We start from the raw sequence: 16,022 nt of genomic DNA, 5'->3' as shown, positions 1-16,022 counted from the left end.
CTGTAGTCCGACACGGTTACCGGGGCGGTGATAGCTTCTGGCAGCAAAGCGGACGATACGCTCCTAGTGGTCAAGCGTCCGCATCGGTCAGGTGAGGACAGAGCCTACGCCTGTCGATGCCGGCTCAATACTCCCCAGAAGTGCCGTTTGAATCTTCCCCAGTTTAGCGCTGTCGCCGGTCTTCCGGAGCGCGCTCCGGGAGACCGGCGGCGCATGATCGTTGATGCTTCTCCTGATGGTCGGGAGAGGGATTTCGGTGATCAAGATCGGGGAGATGATGATGATACTGGATTTGCATCGGCAGGGCCTGTCGGTGTCGGCGATCGCCAGGGAGAGCGGGATCGACCGCAAGACGGTGCGCAAATACATTGCGCGCGGGCTCGAGGCTCCGGCCTACGGACCGCGCAAGCCGCGTCAGGCGGTAATCGATCCCTTCACGGCCCATCTTCGCGAACATGTCACGCGATGTCCTGGGCTCACCGGCAGCCGGCTTTTCCGCGAACTGAAGGACCTCGGCTATGGCGGCGGCTACACGGCCGTTACCGACTTCCTGCGCGACGTCCGTCCTGCCGCGGCGGAGCGTGGATACGAGGTTCGCTTCGAGACCCCGCCCGGCGAGCAGGCGCAGGTCGACTTCGCCCAGTTCAATGTCGTCTTTGCCGATGAGCCGACCACGCCGAGAATCGTCTGGCTATTCTCCTTGGTGCTTGGCTTCAGTCGCCTTATCTGGGCACGCTTCGTCGTCCACCAGGATCTGCCGACTGTCTTGCGCTGCCATGCCGGGGCTTTCGAGGCGCTGGGCGGCGCTCCTCGCGAAGTGCTTTTACGACCGTATGAAGACGGCTGTGATCGGCGAAGGCGATACCGGCGGCATCGTCTACAACCGTGCCCTCGTTGATCTTGCCCGCCACTATGGTTTCCATCCCAAGGCGTGTCGGCCTTACCGCGCCAAAACGAAAGGCAAGGTCGAGCGGCCGTTCCGCTACATTCGCGAGGACTTCTTCCGGGCCCGGTCCTTTCGCAATCTCGAAGACCTGAACGCCCAGTTGCGTCACTGGCTGGACACGGTCGCAAACCCGAGGGTTCACGCCACCACAAGGCGTGTCGTCAACGAAGCTTTCGCCGAGGAGCGGGTCGCAACATCCACGTCCACAAGCGCCGACAAAGACTGAGGAACGACGAGGTCATTCTTCATGGCTCGGGCGACAGGGTCGCTCAGCGCCCGTTGGCCTTCTACGACGCCGTCGCCCGGGTGATGGCGAAGGAGCAACGTCCATGACGAACGCGCTCGACACCACGCCCTCCACCATCGACCGGATCCGCCGCGACCTCGTCGGCCTGAAGATGCCGCGGGCGCTCGAAGCGCTCGATCATGTCGTGCGCCGGCTCGAGAAAGGCGAGATCGCCGCCCTCGAAGCCATGGACATCCTGCTCTCGGAAGAGTTGACCCTGCGCGAGAACAGCCGGATCAAGACGGCACTGCGCATGGGGCGCCTGGCCACGGTCAAGACGCTCGCCGGCTTCGACTTCTCTTTCCAGCCCTCGCTCGACCGTGATCGAATCTTCACGCTGGCCCAACTCGGCTTCGTCGCCCGCTGCGAGGTCGTCCACTTCCTCGGCCTGCCCGGCACAGGCAAGAGCCATCTGGCCATTGCGCTTGCCGTCGAGGCTGTGAAGGCTGGAAAGAGCGTCTATTTCTGCACGCTCGCCGAACTCATCGCCGCGCTGGCAAGGGCCGAACGCGAAGGCCGCCTGCAGGAACGCATCCGCTTCTTCTGCCGGCCTGCTCTGCTCGTTGTCGATGAGATCGGCTACCTGCCCGTGTCCACGGTGGCGGCAATCTGTTCTTCCAACTCGTCAACGCCCGCTACGAGAAGGGCGCAATGATTCTCACCTCAAATCGCGGCTTCGCCGAATGGGGCGAGGTCTTCGGCGATCCTGTCGTCGCAACCGCACTTCTCGATCGCCTGCTTCACCATGCGGTCGTCGTCCAGATCGAAGGATCGAGTTATCGGCTCCGCCAGCACGCCGAGCTCATGCCCGAACACTTGCGATCGAAAGCCTCCATCACGCTGCCGACATTAAATCCACCATCGCGGCCGCGCGGCCGGCCACCGAAAAATGGACACCCCTCCGCGACAGTCTGAGCGGCGAAACTGGGGAATTTTACTTCGGCACTTTTGGGGAAAATTCGAGCGGCATTGACAACGCCGAGCTGAATGTTCGCTCATTTACACCTCACACTGGAAGCCGCCAGCCAGCTATCGGCCCACACCCTGCCGGGCGGCAATGCACCGGCATGTCGGCCATTCCATCGGCTATCGCCGTCCACCAAAAGCGACATCGCTCGTCCAAGCGCTAACTTTCTACTTCGCCCCAGGAGCTGCAGTGAGCCCCGGCAATCGGATTGGGAGCGTTTTGGAGCAGCGGGTGCGCAATCCTTGGGGCGGTCCGATTGACATTTTTAGTATGTGCGTTTGACTGCCTCGATGGATCATCAGCAGGGCGGCAAGGAGATCGCTTCATGGCTGCAAGGCTTGGGCCTTGAGCAGTATGCCGGCGCATTCATCGACAACGACATTGATCCGGCAATTCTACCAAAGCTCTCCGACGATGACCTTCGGGAGCTTGGCGTAAAGTCTGTTGGTCACCGGAGAAGAATCCTAACCGCCATCGACGAGCTCTCGCGTCCACCGGCCCAACCGCCGAAAGCAGGCGACGATGCCAAGCGGGATGCGCTCCAAAGTGCAGTACCCAAGCGAGAGGGGAGTGAGGCAGAGAGGCGCCACCTCACAGTCATGTTCGTCGACCTCGTGGAATCGACCGCGCTGGCGTCGACGCTCGATCCAGAGGACTGGGGCTCGGTCTTAGCCGCATATCAATCGTTGGTCGCTGCAGAGGTCGCCCGTTATGATGGCTACGTCGCCAAATTCATGGGCGACGGCGTGCTGTGCTATTTCGGCTGGCCACACGCTCACGAGGAGGACGCCGAGCGGGCGGTCCGCTCTGGACGTTCCATAGTGAAAGCTGTCGCCAGTTTGCGCACTCCTGGTCAAGTGCCACTGGCAGCTAGAGTGGGAATTGCCACGGGATTATGTGTCGTCGGAGACGTCATCGGGACTGGGTCCGCACACGAAGAAGTGGTCGTCGGCGAAACACCCAATCTCGCCGCTCGGCTGCAAGCCCTGGCCCAACCGGGATATGTGGTGGTCGCGGAGAGCACGAGAAAGTTGCTCGGCGGAATATTCGCGGTTGAGAGCCTTGGCTCTATCGAGCTGAAGGGATTTTCGACACCCGTCTCGCCATTTCTGGTTGTCGGGGAACATGCCGTGGAGACACGCTATGACGCGCGCGTCACGAGCGCTCCTCAAATCATGTTCGGGAGAGACCTCGAACTCGGACTTGCTCTCGAACGTTGGGGGCAAGCGAAGAGGGGCGAAGGCCAGCTCGTGCTTCTCAGCGGCGAGGCGGGTATCGGCAAATCTCGCATCACCCGCGCCTTGATCGACGCGGTCTCTCAAGAGAAACATGTGCGGCTGAGCTATCAGTGCTCGCCGTATTACTCTGGCTCGCCGCTCTATCCAGCTGTTCAGCAGCTCCGCCGCACTATCGGTATTGGAGAAGCCGACGGGGACGAAGAGAAGGTCAGAAAACTCGAAGGCACCAAAGGTCCAGCGAATCCGTTGTTGCCTATCTTCGCTTCCCTGCTCGATCTTCAAAACTATCAGAGAGATGCTTTGACGGGCCTGAATCCGCAGCAGCTGCGAGCGCGAACGCTTGACGGATTATTGAACGACATCCTCGACGCGGCAGCAAGGCTGCCATTGTTGTTCGTGATCGAGGACATCCACTGGATTGACGCGACAACGCTCGAATTGTTGGATCAATGTGTCGAACGGATTCAGCACGCTCGGGTCATGATGATGGTGACGACGAGACCGACCTTCGAACACGGTTTTGGCGGACATCCCATAGTGACGAAATTGGCGCTTAATCGCCTGGGCCGTGAACAGACCACCGCTTTCATCGAGAAGCTCGCTGGCGATATTCGACTACCGCCCACCATTGTGGACAAGATCATCGCCACGACGGATGGTGTGCCGCTGTTCATTGAAGAGCTGACAAAGGGTGTTCTCGAAGCCCGCCACTTCGATCGCGCAGCCGTCTTCGACGAAGATCATGCCAGACTCGCAAATCTCGACATTCCGCTAACGTTGCACGATTCGCTGATGGCCCGCCTCGACCGATTGCAACCGGTCAAGGAAGTTGCGCAAATGGCCGCATGCATCGGCCGCGAATTCCGCCACGACCTCCTTGGATCCGTCACGCGGCTCAGCGGTGCCCAGTTGGAAGAGGCACTCGATAAGCTCGTGGATGCCGAGCTGATCTTCCGTCGCGGAAGAGGCTCGGACGCTCGATACACGTTCAAGCACGCGCTCGTTCGCGATGCTGCCTATCACAGTATGTTGAAATCGGTGCGCCAGGACATACACAGCCGGCTGGCCGACAAACTCGGCTCGGAGTCGACGGCCGAACCGGAGCTGGTTGCACATCACCTTGTGGCGGCAAAACGGTATAGTGAGGCAGCTGAATGCTTCCTCCAAGCTGGGCGAGCTGCCGCGGCGCGATTTGCCAATCCGGAGGCGGTCGCGCATTTCACGGGCGCGCTAGATGCCCTGGAAGCAGTCACTAGATCGGGCGATACAAATGAGCTTGAACTCAGAATCCGGATTGAAATGGGCGTCCCGCTGAACGCGTCAGCTGGATATGCGTCGGAGAAGGTTGAAGCGAACTTTCTCCGTGCCGAAGAGCTTTGTATAGCCACGGGCCTCACCTCCAACCTCTTTTTTGTCCGACGTTCGCTTTGGAACTTCTACCTTGACCGGCCTGACCTGCACCGGAGCCGAGACCTGGCCAAGCAACTCCTTGCCGAAACCTCGCGCGGAGAAAACGTTGAGGAAACGACTTTGGCGCATCGGGCGCTCGCTACGTCCTATTTCTATCTCGGTGCCATTGGGGATGCTGCACGGGAAGCCGAGGCCGGAATTAATGCCTGGGCGACCTCCGATAGGGATTTCGATGTCGCAAGATATGGAGAGGACGGCCCCTCGATCTGTCGCAGCTATCTGGGCGTGGCGCAGGTGCTCGCAGGGCGGGTCGACACCGGGCTCGCCAATTGTGCGTCAAGCGTGGAAACCGCGGAGCGGCTTGATCATCCGCTTAATCTGGCATTTATCCTCATGAATCTCGCTCTTGCCCGACGTTTCCGCAATGAGCCGGCCGAGTGCCGTGAGATCGCTGAACGGATGCTCATTTTAGCTGATGACCGCAGACTGGCATCCTGGTCTGGCGGTGCTCGCACTCTGCTCGGCTGGGCCATAGGCAGCGACCTGCCCGACGAAGGGCTCAGAATGCTGCGCGATGGCATTAACCGATGGCGCTCGACTGGCTCGGAGCTGCACTTGCCACACTTCTATTCGTCGATTGCGGACATTTGCCTCCTGCATGGACGGATCGATGAGGGCCTCGCGGCGATCGAAAATGCTATCGAGGCGATGGACAAGACCGACGAAAAATGGGCGCGGGCTGAAATAGAACGTATTGAGGGTTGCTTGGTAGCCAAGGCGGATGTGACCCGAGGGATGAAAGTCCTAAGTAGAGCCTATGATACTGCGATAAGTCAGGGCGCGTGTTGGTTGGCGGTTCGTGCAGCAACCGAGTTGGCCAAGCTCTCAAAAGGGTCGGGCCAGGAGCTCCGAGCTGACTATCGGAATCAGCTTCGGATTAGCGAAATCGCTGAAGGCCTAGAAACCTCGGTTATCCGCGAAGCTGCTGCCATTTTCTAGATCACCGCATCGTGTTGGAGGCTAACTAGCAGGCAATGCAATCCGACGAGGGGCTGGGCCTCAGCTGCCAAGCGCCAGGGTGATCCTGAGGTCTGCTGCTCGCAAGGGTCTGCTTGTGAGCAGAGCGGATGATGCTCGCCAACTCATTGAGGGTCCGCTTCGGGTCAACTCACAACGTCCGACATTGGAAGTTCAACGTCCGCACGTCGCGAGTTCGAGATCATAACCGTTGTTGGCGATATAGCTCTTTGGTGAAGCGCCGCCGCGCGACATCGCGCGGTCCGGCCGTGGCGCCTTCGACGACATGGATGTAGACGATGTCCAAGGCGTCGAGTTGATCGAACGCTCACGGTCTCGACGTCGAATACCAACTGGACACCTATATCGGTCTGGTCGACCATGCTACTTCAAACGCTCTTCGGTTCCGTGACAAACTTCTGATCGCCGGCGCTGGGTCGCGGGAGGGGATGTGGCATGGTGGATTCTGATAGGATCAACAAGCTGATCGCAGCGGTGCCCGCCGCCTTGGCGCTTCGCGCCGGACTGGACTTCGGCATCTTCACCCGGCTCGGTGGCAGCGCGATGACCGCTGACAGCCTGGGGGCCGCGCTCAAAGTCGAGCCCGATCGTCTGTCGCGGCTCCTCTACGCGCTCGCCAGCATTGGTCTCCTCGAAGTCAAGGATGGTCAATTTAGCAACGGAGCCGAAGCGTCAGCCTTCCTCGACGCGACCAAGCCGACTTATCGCGGCGGCGATCATGCACTCCTGCGCGAGCTCTGGGGAGCCGACTTGCTGACCGCAGAGTCGCTGCGACAGAACCGGCCGGCTGCGCTGCACGACTTTTCCGAAGCCGGGCCCGAGGCCGCGGCGGCTTTCAGCCGCAGGCTCGCACCGGGCGGAGTGATTTTCGGCCGACATCTGGCCCGGGCGATGGACCTCTCGGCGATCGGTTCGGTGATCGACATCGGCGGGGGCCCCGGGACAATTCTCGTCGGACTTCGCGAGCGGTGGCCGCATATTGCGGCGACGCTGATGGAACTGCCAACGGTCGCAGCGGCCGCGCCAGATATCCTGTCAGAATACGGTGCCGACGACGTGGTTGTCGAAGAGGGGGACATAACTGTCGCGCCATCGATCGGTCGGCACGATCTGGCGATCCTGAAGGCCGTCGTCCAGGTCCTTCCGCCTGACCAGGCGCGCAGTTCGATCCTGAACGCGGCGCGTTGCCTCACACCGGGAGGCGAGATCGCAATTGCGGGGTGGGGCGTCGTCGATGACGACCGCCTCGGCCCGCCTGAGGGTGTCTTTCTCAATGTCACTTTCTTGAACCTCTATCGCCACGGCGAATCGTACACTGAAGGTCAGTATCGCGCGTGGATGACCGACGCTGGATTCCGGGATATCTCCAGGTCGCGCCTGACGGACGGCTCCACCTTGTTTCGTGCGCGCCTCACGGGCTGATCGTGGCTGAAGAGTTGGTTTTTGGTCTCCGGGACAGCGGCATGGGCGAGTTCGAGTTCCTGTTCAAGAGCTCATTGGCGAGCAGGCAGCTCTTGGTCTTTATCAGAACCAGGCGAGCCGCCATCTTCCGATCTGGCTGTCAATTTCAGGTGGCCGATTCCATGGACGAGGCCGATCGGGCCGAATCGAAGTCCATTTATTTGTTTTTGCTGGGGCGCCAGGTCGGGAGGAAATCTCCCGATTGTGGCGGGTATCCTGCTCTTTTTGGAGATATCTATGAAGGATTCCCCATTCCCGGGGCAGTCTTAACGGCTATGTCAGAGGAGACCCACGTCATCCGCGCTTATCGGGAGCACCTTGGATATTCGATTGAGGACTGTCAGCAAATTCGCCCGGGTGGGCGGCTGCGTCGCCTACGAAGGTAGCCAGCGCAACCACCCGCGGAGCGCCGCTAAGGCTCTGTCAAAAGCAAAGCCTCACGGCTGATCACCGGCAAGCACATCCGAGAGAAGCGCCTAGGGGCGAAAGACCCGCACGTCCTGGTCAGTGACCGTGCGGGTCCAACTTCGGGAGTGCTCAAGGAAACGAGGGGTCGGGTGAAAGCCCGGCTCCTCAGCCAAACATAGCGCTTGCGCGTTGATCGATCAAGTTGAGGGTGAATATGGCCAAAAAGGACCAGGAACGCGCGAAATTCGCCTGGATGTATGGTTCCCAGGCCCGCAAGGACGGCAAGGAGCGCCAGGTGTCGGAATTCTGGGCAGAATACGCCGAGGCCTGGCTGCAGGGCTATGACGACCAGGCGCTGACCGGCGAACCGGCAATGGGCACCGCAAAATAGCGCGCTTGCCTTGGAACAGGCTGGCCTCCCCGAAAGTTTATAAGGCGCAGCAAAATTCTACTCCCCTCTGTAATTGCTGCAATGATCGGTGGCGTCCGATCCGGCCCGCGTCTTCTTTTCCGTTCACGCCCGAAGATGCGGGCCTTTATTAGATGCCGCCAGCGCCCAGCCGATCCCCTCAATGCGATGTGCGACAGTGAAGCATAGCAACGCATTGAAGGGAGCTTCACATGGCACGTCAGATTTCAAAGCCGTTCCGTTTTCACACGCGGAGTGGTGTCATCTCGACGTCGGGCGCTATGTTCGACAGGATCTCCGCGCTCGTCATGCGCTGCAACGGCGCCTACGCTGCGCGGAGGGGTGAATATGATGGCATCATGGCGGATCTTTTCGCAGCCAAGGCGGAAATGCCGGACCACTTCAACGACAAGGGCGACCACGTCCTTGGCACCGTCGAGTGGGCAGCATGACAGAGAAAATCTGGATCGACGGTGTCGGCATCGAAGGTGAGACTGAGAAGATCAAGCCCATCGTCGAGGCCTATATCGAGGCCAGGGTGAAGGCCGGTCTTGGTGCGGTGATCACCGATGCCACGGGCGAGCTGACGCAGTGGGCGGTCGAGCTGGAGAAGAAGTTCCCCTGGACAGCGCCGGAAGCGGGGTTGACCGCGACGCCGGAGGTCCACGCCAAGACCCGCTATTACAAGAGCCTGAAGCCATGAGCCGACATCTTCCACCAAGGGTCAAGACCTGGACCGTGGCTCCGAAGATCGCCTATCTCGAGCAGTAGATCCGGCTGTGCGAAATCGAGGCTCGGGACGATCGAGTCTGGAAGCACCATAAGGACATTCGAGCTAACCCAGGGGAGGCAGTTCACCTGGGCAGACGCGCAGCCGGCGGTGGTGTTGGCATAAAAACAACCCCCGCAGACAGAGCCTGGTTCGGTCTTCCCAGGTGATCTGTTGGAGAAGGCGAGCTGCAAATCGCCTTTTCCTTTTACCAGACAGCAGCCATGGAACCCCTTGGCCTCAGCAGCGTTCGCTCGCGATGATGGAAGGGCTCCGCTCGTGGCAAGCAGGCAGGACGTTCTATCGTTGATGGCAAAGCTGCTGGCTCAGCACTTCGCTAGAGACGACCGCGTCGACATCGCCCAGACCAGGCAATGCGTCTACCTCAGGCTCGACGACAAGGTCTATCACCTCACCGCTGAATCAATCGCCGCCATCGACGACGCCAGGGATCCTGTAGGCGCCGGCAAGCGCTTCATGGCCACCATGGATCCAACGCCAAAGCCCCGCAAGCGAGTAAAAGGCAGAACCAGCATCATTCCCGGCGTGCAGGTCCGGATCAGACACAGGCGCGGCTGAACGTCAACAACAGGTCCCGAAGCAGACCTTACGTTTCCTGCCAGGGCCGGTTGAAAATCGAACGCAGGCATCACTGCCTTCGGGCAATAATCTCGACCGGCGCAATCAGCCCAGCTGAAATACTTTCGCTCATGTTTCGGACCATCTGGGGCCGCCGCCCTCCCATGAGAGTCTGGACGCCCAGTACTGCCCGCCCGGTGGCCGGCACGCTGCCGGGCAAAATAGTCAAGCGCGGCATCGCGCCGCTGGCGTTCCGACAAAATCTCGAACCCTGCCGCGGAAAGTGTGTCGCGGTACTGCTCCGGCGCGGCGATCGCGTTGGTGTCTGCCGTACTCGCCCAGGGCAGCGGATAAGACAACTCGCCGGCTCCAGTGCGCATGACGTCGAAGACACCGAAACGCGCACCCGCGCGCAGGACCCGCGCAACCTCCGAGAATAGTGCGCTCTTGTCGGCAATGTTCATTCCGACATGCAACATGTATGCGGCTGTAAATGCTCCATCTGCGAACGGCAGCCGCAAAGCATCGCCCTGCTGCAACGAGACGCATCGGAGCGGGCGTGGACAGGCTGCTGCGTGCGTTACCCGGGCTGCAGCCTCGAACTCGGTGCGGGGCTATTTGGCGAAGCGGCTTCGGAATTCGGTAGTGGTGTTGCTGTGGGGGAAGGGTTCGGCCGGGATCGGCACGCCGAGAAAGGCGCACAGGTTCGGCCAACCTTCGGCCACCTGATAGACCAGCAGGCGCGACGGCGTGAAAGCCGAGATCACTTCGGCGTTGTGGGCTTCGAGCACTTCGATAGTATGGGTTTCGTCGTCGAGACGACCGCCGAAAATTTTCGTCTCTATGACGGCCCGGCCAAAACTTTGCGGGTCGGAGGTCTCGCCCATGGTGTTGAAGATCGTGGCGCGTGCGCTCCTGTACCAGCCCTCGGGGTTGCGAACGGTGAGGATGAGCTTGGCGTCGGGGAAATACTCGGCGAGTTCGCGCCAGAAATAGGCCGTCGGCCAGTCGACTGCCGACTTGTAACCGGCATAGACGACGTCCCAATCCACCGGCTCGCCGCGCCCGGCGGCGCGGATCAGGTCGCGGTGCTCGGGGTTAGAGTTGACGTCCTCCATGTGATGGCACGGACCCAACCCGAGCATTTCAAGCGCCAAGTTCAGAGTGTGCGTGCCGGTGCGGCCGAACCCAGCCCCGATAACAGATAATGCCATGCGATCCTCCTGTGACGGGAGCGGGTCATAGATTGCAGAGGTTGGGAAGGGAGGATGGTCCTGGCGCTCACCCCGAGAGACCAAATCGGCATATCGAGCGATGCGCCGAATTCGCTCTGCCCGAAGGCTACATAGCGGGCCGGCCGGTTACGGCGTCGATAGCGATCCGAGCCGCAGGAGCTAGGCGGCAGCCTTCGTTTCCAGCATCATAGCCCCGACAAGGGTCGCTTCGGGCCCATTTCGGCCTCTGGCACTAGGTGATCGTGTGTCCGCTTTCTCGTTGCACAGCCATGAAGCTGTCGGTTAGCTCCCTGCCCCAAGGCTGACTGTCAGCAACGGGCCGCCAAATCGACCGTCCATCTACGAACCCTTTGCCGCGCGAAAGCCGACATCCCTGTTGAGGACGTTAGGCGGAGTGATGAGCCCCTCATCTGCCGGACATCGCATCATCGGGGGCTCTAATGGCCTTCTTGGTGGGCTTCATCCACCTGAATGCCTCCTTGACGGCGGCAGCGTCACCCAGGCCGAAAAATGTTCGTTTGCGTGAAGAAGGTCGGACTCTCGTAGGAATTGGTGCTCAGGATGAGGTCAGAACAAGTTTGTCCACGATCCACGAAGCAATCGGACACGCGACACAAGCCGGTAGTGTTGACCTCGAAGGCTATTCCACCTCTGCCAGTGGCGCCACCGCCGGCCCGTTCAAGGCCGTGCCGTCGACGGCAAAGTGCGAGCCGTGGCAGGGGCAGTCCCAGCAGCGTTCCAACGAGTTCCAATGGACATGGCAGCCGACATGGGTACATGAGGCCGAGCGCCTGTGGAGCGTGCCGTCTTCATCGCGAAATGCCGCGACTTTGGTAAGTCCCTCGCGAACGATAGCGCCTTGTCCCGGCCGCAGCTTGTCTGCGGAATCGATTTCGCCAGGCGCGACATACTCGGCAAAACTCCTAATTGCTGTCGCATTCTCCGCCAGATAGTCGCCGATCGCCCGCACCGTCTTGCGGGAGGGTTCGTAAAGTTCCCGCCAGGGGCTTTCCCCCTTCAGGATCAGGTCCGAAATCAACAGGCCTGCCACGACCCCATGAGTGATGCCCTGGCCGGAATCGCCAGTAGCAACGAAGACACGCCGATCACCGGGATTGCGGCCTATGAAGCCGGCATAGTCGACGGTCTCCATTACCTGCCCGGACCATCGATTGGCTTCCGCGCCGATATCGGGCACCAATTTTTTGATCCAGGCCGCCAGGGCCGCGAAGCGGTCGTCGGCATCGTCGGCCTGCCCTGTCTTATGGTCCTCACCACCGACGATCAGAAAGTCGGTCTTGCCTTCGCCAGACTGCAGACGGACGTAGTGATAGGGGTCCAGCGTGTCCCAATAGAGTGCATCCGGCAAAACGTCGCGCGCGATCCCGAACGCCATCGCGTAGGTCCGATAGGGCGCTTGCTTGGTATGGAGCGCGACCCGATCGTTGATCGGCGAATTGGTGGCGACAACGGCCGATCTGGCAGATACGGCAAAGCCCGAGACCGTGCTTACGCGCACGCCGCCGTCGGTCTCCTCGACCTTGTCGACGATGGTCTCAGCATAAAGCGCGCCGCCGCGCGCGCGAATGCCGGCAGCCAGCCCGCGGAGATATTTGAGCGGGTGGAATGTCGCCTGATTGACGTAGCGAAGGATCGGTGCATCCGAAAAGCCTGCAAGCGGCACGCCCACGGTTTTCTCGACGTCGACACCGATTTTCAGAGCGGCGTCCAGTTCGCGCTCGATGACGGATTCCTTCCTGCCCGACGCCGGAAACAGAAAACCGTCGAGGCGGCGGAAGTCACACGCGATACCCTCCGCCTCCAGGATCGATTGGATACGGTCGATAGCGGCCGACTGGCTTTGGTAGTAAATCCGCGCCAGTTCCTCGCCGCGCAATTTGATCAGTTCCGAAAAATAGTCGTCGCAGATCGATGACAGATGCGCCGTGGTGCGTGCGGTCATGCCGCTTCCGATCCGGCCGCGATCGAGCACCGCCACCTTTTGCCCGGCGATGGCCAGTTCGTAGGCGACCGACAGTCCGGCAATGCCCGATCCGACGACCACGACATCGACTTCTTCACTCCGCCCGAGCGGAACCGCATCAGGGGCTACTTCGGTTTTCGCCCAAACGGATACAGTCCTTTCGTCGCCGACATTCATGGCGGGGCTCTCCAAGACACTAAATCGACGTAGCGGCTCTAAAGTTCCCGTATCATTGGCCGCTGACGGATGATGCCTCTTTCGATTTCATGCCTAAAACCTGAGAACATTGGGCTTTTCGCTCCGCCGCTCTGTCGAGCTTGCCAGTCGAAAATATGCAGTCGTCGAAAAGTCGCGTGAGTTCACGCTCGTGCCATGGCGCCGGTGCTCGATCGACACATGGCAAGGAGGTTTCTGGGATCGTGAGCGGGGAGGGCGCTGTGATGGTTTGCCTGGGGCGGCTTCTGGCCGCTGCTGGTGTCGGGTCGCGGGCCACTGGCAGCACCGGACCAGCGGTCGCCTTCAAGCAATTCTACGACGATCCGGAGGCTCTGGGTTCTCGGACATGGAGAGCAGTCGCGTTACAGCGTCTACGAGAGCGGCATCGTCATGGGTGAGGGCGCCCTCCTTTCGATGCCCAACTCGCCTCGTTTGCCGTGCCTCGCGCCAGGCGTCGCCTTCTGGTGCTCATTGTGTGCAGCAGCGGATCGGCGCAGACAATGGATGGAATGGCATGGATGGGGGTAGCGCAGGAACTCTGCTCACCCCACCAGCAGGTCATCGCCCCTCTTTGGCCGACACGCAGCTCTCGCTTCCGCTGCTCCTTTGGCGAGCCGGCTGCGAATCGAGCCGGTGAGCGTCGCGTTTCCGCGCCCTTTGCAGGAACTGGAGGGCATTTGCGCCAGGGCTGTCCGCGGCGGAACGCTTGGCGCACGATCACGTGGCGGAGATACTCGCCAGTATTCTTGGCTGGGGATGCCCAGCGCTTTTCACGTGATCTTGTTGCCAGCGTGGCGGATTTCGGGCCGGCTCACTTCTTGTCTAATTTATCTTCAACCTTCTTGCGACTGTTACCGACCGATTTCACGGCCGATTTGACGTCAGCCTTGCTGGCTCCGGTCTTGCCTGCCTCGTACTTCACTTCATGACCCTGCCCGCCAGCGACCTTCGCGCGATCCTGGCTGCGCCCGCGAGTTGTTTGAGTGCTAGCCATTTCTTCCTCCAAGGATGCATTCCAATCACCATTTAACGCAGCCGGACTTTTCTGGTTCAATCCTTTGACGCACGGGCTTGGAACCGAATCCCACGCGGGTTATTGAATCCGACTATGTATTCGAGTTCAGCATGTCGGCCGTAGAGGCCGCTCTCTCCAAGAAGCGCACACGGCGCAGGGACTCAGAATCTACCCCGCGATACCCGCTACCCAAGTTTCGTCCGTTTCAGCTCTGCACGCTGACCGACGACATTCCGGTTGGCGCCAATTGGCTCTTCGAAATGAAGTTCGACGGCTATCGTGCGCAGGCCGCGATCTCGGGATCGGAGGTCGTCGTCTACACGCGCAACGGCTACGACTGGACCCGCCAGTTCAAGGTGATCCTGCCGCCGCTTCAGGCACTCACCAAGGGCTCGGCGCTGATCGACGGCGAGATCGTCGCGATCGACAGCCAAGGCCGCACCAACTTCTCCATGCTGAAAACCGGAATTGCCGCGGGCATGCCGCTCAAGTTCTACGCCTTCGACCTGCTGGAATTGAACGGCGAGGATCAGTCCAGCCGGCCCTTGCTCGAGCGCAAGGAACGGCTTGCCAAACTTCTGGGGGAGAGGGACCCGGACGACAGCCTGCAGTTCTCCAGCCATATCGCCGACAGCAAGAAGGTCTTCGATACGATGTGCGCCGGCGGACACGAAGGCATCATCGCCAAGCGTGCGGACAGTCGCTATGTCGGCGACCGCACCGCCAGCTGGCTCAAGATCAAGTGCACGAAACGACAGGAGTTCGTAGTCGGCGGCTACCGCCCAAGCGATACCGGGCGCGGCATGGCCTCGCTGATTCTTGGCACCTATGAAAACGGCAAGCTGATCTATCGCGGCCGCGTCGGCACCGGCTTCACCCAGGCGATGCGCAAATCTATTCTCGCGGAGTTGGAGAAGCGGCCTCTGAAGAAGCCGGCCTTCGTATCCGTACCGCGCGACATCGCGCGCCGCGCCAACTGGGTGAAGCCCGAGCTCGTCGCCGAGGTCACCTATTCGGAGGTGACACCCGACGGCAGCCTGCGTCACCCGAGTTTTGAGGGGATGCGCGAAGACAAGCGCGCCGACCAGGTGGTGATGGAAACGCCCAGGACGATCGCGACCGTCGCCACGGCCAATCTGGATCCCCATATGGGCAAGGAGATCGCCCGCGCGGTTGGCGTGAACCTGACCCATCCAGAGAAGGTCATGTATCCTGGCACAGAAGTGACGAAGGCGACGCTCGCCGCCTATTACGCCGCAGTCGCTGAGAAGATGTTGCCGCATATCCAGGATCGACCCCTGTCGCTGGTGCGCGACACCGAGGGCGACCTGCAGCAGACCTTTTTTCAGAAGCACAAATTACCTGGAATGCCCAAGGCCATCCATGACGGCCAGTTGGAGAAGATGTCCGGCAAGGAAAGCCGCATCCTGTGGGTCAATGACCTGGCGGGGCTTATCGCCGGCGTGCAGATGAACGTGCTCGAGTTCCACGTCTGGGGCAGCCTGCGCCAGCAACCCAAACTGCCTCACCGCATGATCTTCGACATCGACCCCGACGAGGGACTGGATTTCAATGACGTCAAGCAGGCGGCCCTCGACATCCGCGGCGTTCTGGAGGCACTCGGCCTTCAATCCTGGCCGCTGCTGTCCGGGGGGAAGGGCGTGCATGTAGTCGTTCCGCTCGTTCCCAAGGCCGACTGGGAAGAGGTCAAAAGCTTCTGTCAAGATTTCGCTGAACTGCTGGCCCGCACCGATCCCTCCCGCTTCGTCGCCAACATGAGCAAGGCGCGGCGGAAAGGCCGCATGTTCCTCGACTACCTGCGCAACGGCCAGGGCGCCACGGCAATTTGTCCCTGGTCGACGCGGGCGCGAGCTGGTGCCAAGTGTGCCGTACCCGTGAGCTGGGATGAGTTGCCGAACTTCAAAACTGCCAGCGCATTTGACGTTTTCGCCGCAGCTGCGCGGGCTCAGCAGGCCGACGCCTGGGAAGGCTATTTCGAGGTCGAACAGACGCTGACAGCCCGAATCCGAAAAGCAGTCCGATAGCGGCGGCGAGTCCTGG

The 16,022-nt window shown here is 60.7% G+C and carries 10 protein-coding genes and 5 pseudogenes; 10 read left to right on the top strand and 5 right to left on the bottom strand.

The genetic code is table 11. The features are described from left to right. Positions 1-256: 256 nt before the first annotated feature. The 3 genes and pseudogenes from istA to AC0L2X_RS27265 all read left to right on the top strand — a co-directional run. A pseudogene (gene istA, locus AC0L2X_RS27275) lies at positions 257-1,133 on the top strand (IS21 family transposase); the annotation flags it as partial. 142 nt (positions 1,134-1,275) lie between these two features. Next, positions 1,276-2,147, top strand: a pseudogene (gene istB / locus AC0L2X_RS27270) (IS21-like element helper ATPase IstB). 342 nt (positions 2,148-2,489) lie between these two features. Next, positions 2,490-5,846 carry an AAA family ATPase gene (locus AC0L2X_RS27265; protein ID WP_473562225.1) on the top strand — a complete coding sequence of 1,119 codons (3,357 nt, stop codon included), beginning with the start codon at positions 2,490-2,492 and terminating at the stop codon, positions 5,844-5,846. Positions 5,847-6,050: 204 nt separating this feature from the next. Here AC0L2X_RS27265 and AC0L2X_RS27260 read toward each other — a convergent pair. Beyond that, positions 6,051-6,186: pseudogene (locus AC0L2X_RS27260) on the bottom strand (alkene reductase); the annotation flags it as partial. A gap of 134 nt (positions 6,187-6,320) precedes the next feature. Here AC0L2X_RS27260 and AC0L2X_RS27255 point away from each other — a divergent pair. From AC0L2X_RS27255 to AC0L2X_RS27235, 5 genes are all read left to right on the top strand, one after another. Further along, positions 6,321-7,307 (top strand): methyltransferase, encoded by a 987-nt coding sequence (locus tag AC0L2X_RS27255; RefSeq protein WP_473600683.1) that lies wholly within the window; start codon positions 6,321-6,323, stop codon positions 7,305-7,307. A gap of 661 nt (positions 7,308-7,968) precedes the next feature. Continuing rightward, entirely contained in the window at positions 7,969-8,145 is a 177-nt protein-coding gene (locus AC0L2X_RS27250; RefSeq protein WP_473562223.1) for a hypothetical protein, read from the top strand. A 230-nt stretch (positions 8,146-8,375) separates the two neighbouring features. Beyond that, positions 8,376-8,615 carry a hypothetical protein gene (locus AC0L2X_RS27245; RefSeq protein ID WP_473562222.1) on the top strand — a complete coding sequence of 80 codons (240 nt, stop codon included), beginning with the start codon at positions 8,376-8,378 and terminating at the stop codon, positions 8,613-8,615. Continuing rightward, positions 8,612-8,866 carry a hypothetical protein gene (locus AC0L2X_RS27240; protein WP_473562221.1) on the top strand — a complete coding sequence of 85 codons (255 nt, stop codon included), beginning with the start codon at positions 8,612-8,614 and terminating at the stop codon, positions 8,864-8,866. Before AC0L2X_RS27245 ends, AC0L2X_RS27240 begins: the two co-directional genes overlap by 4 nt. Positions 8,867-9,241: 375 nt before the next feature. Next, on the top strand, positions 9,242-9,511 hold the full coding sequence (locus AC0L2X_RS27235) for a hypothetical protein (protein WP_473562220.1): 270 nt from the start codon (positions 9,242-9,244) through the stop codon (positions 9,509-9,511). Between the two features lie 407 nt (positions 9,512-9,918). Here AC0L2X_RS27235 and AC0L2X_RS27230 read toward each other — a convergent pair. The 3 genes and pseudogenes from AC0L2X_RS27230 to AC0L2X_RS27220 all read right to left on the bottom strand — a co-directional run. After that, positions 9,919-10,068: pseudogene (locus tag AC0L2X_RS27230) on the bottom strand (class I SAM-dependent methyltransferase); the annotation flags it as partial. Positions 10,069-10,125: 57 nt separating this feature from the next. Continuing rightward, positions 10,126-10,725 carry a sulfotransferase family protein gene (locus tag AC0L2X_RS27225; RefSeq protein WP_473562219.1) on the bottom strand — a complete coding sequence of 200 codons (600 nt, stop codon included), beginning with the start codon at positions 10,723-10,725 and terminating at the stop codon, positions 10,126-10,128. 661 nt (positions 10,726-11,386) lie between these two features. Further along, the gene (locus AC0L2X_RS27220) at positions 11,387-12,907 is read right to left on the bottom strand and encodes an FAD-dependent oxidoreductase (RefSeq protein ID WP_473562218.1); all 1,521 of its coding nucleotides are present in this window, start codon (positions 12,905-12,907) and stop codon (positions 11,387-11,389) included. Between the two features lie 130 nt (positions 12,908-13,037). On the opposite strand from AC0L2X_RS27220, the pseudogene AC0L2X_RS27215 reads away from it, so the two are divergent. Continuing rightward, positions 13,038-13,188, top strand: a pseudogene (locus AC0L2X_RS27215) (DUF3363 domain-containing protein); the annotation flags it as partial. A gap of 569 nt (positions 13,189-13,757) precedes the next feature. Here AC0L2X_RS27215 and AC0L2X_RS27210 read toward each other — a convergent pair. Further along, positions 13,758-13,940, bottom strand: coding sequence for a DUF3606 domain-containing protein (locus AC0L2X_RS27210; RefSeq protein WP_473562217.1), 183 nt, complete (start codon positions 13,938-13,940; stop codon positions 13,758-13,760). A 131-nt stretch (positions 13,941-14,071) separates the two neighbouring features. On the opposite strand from AC0L2X_RS27210, the gene ligD reads away from it, so the two are divergent. Continuing rightward, complete coding sequence (gene ligD / locus AC0L2X_RS27205; RefSeq protein WP_473562216.1) at positions 14,072-16,006, top strand: DNA ligase D; 1,935 nt, start codon at positions 14,072-14,074, stop codon at positions 16,004-16,006. Positions 16,007-16,022: the final 16 nt, after the last annotated feature.

The sequence above is a fragment of the Mesorhizobium sp. WSM4828 genome, assembly GCF_055811175.1.
Note: the sequence above shows the minus strand (reverse complement) of the source record. Positions and strands in the feature narration are given on the sequence as shown.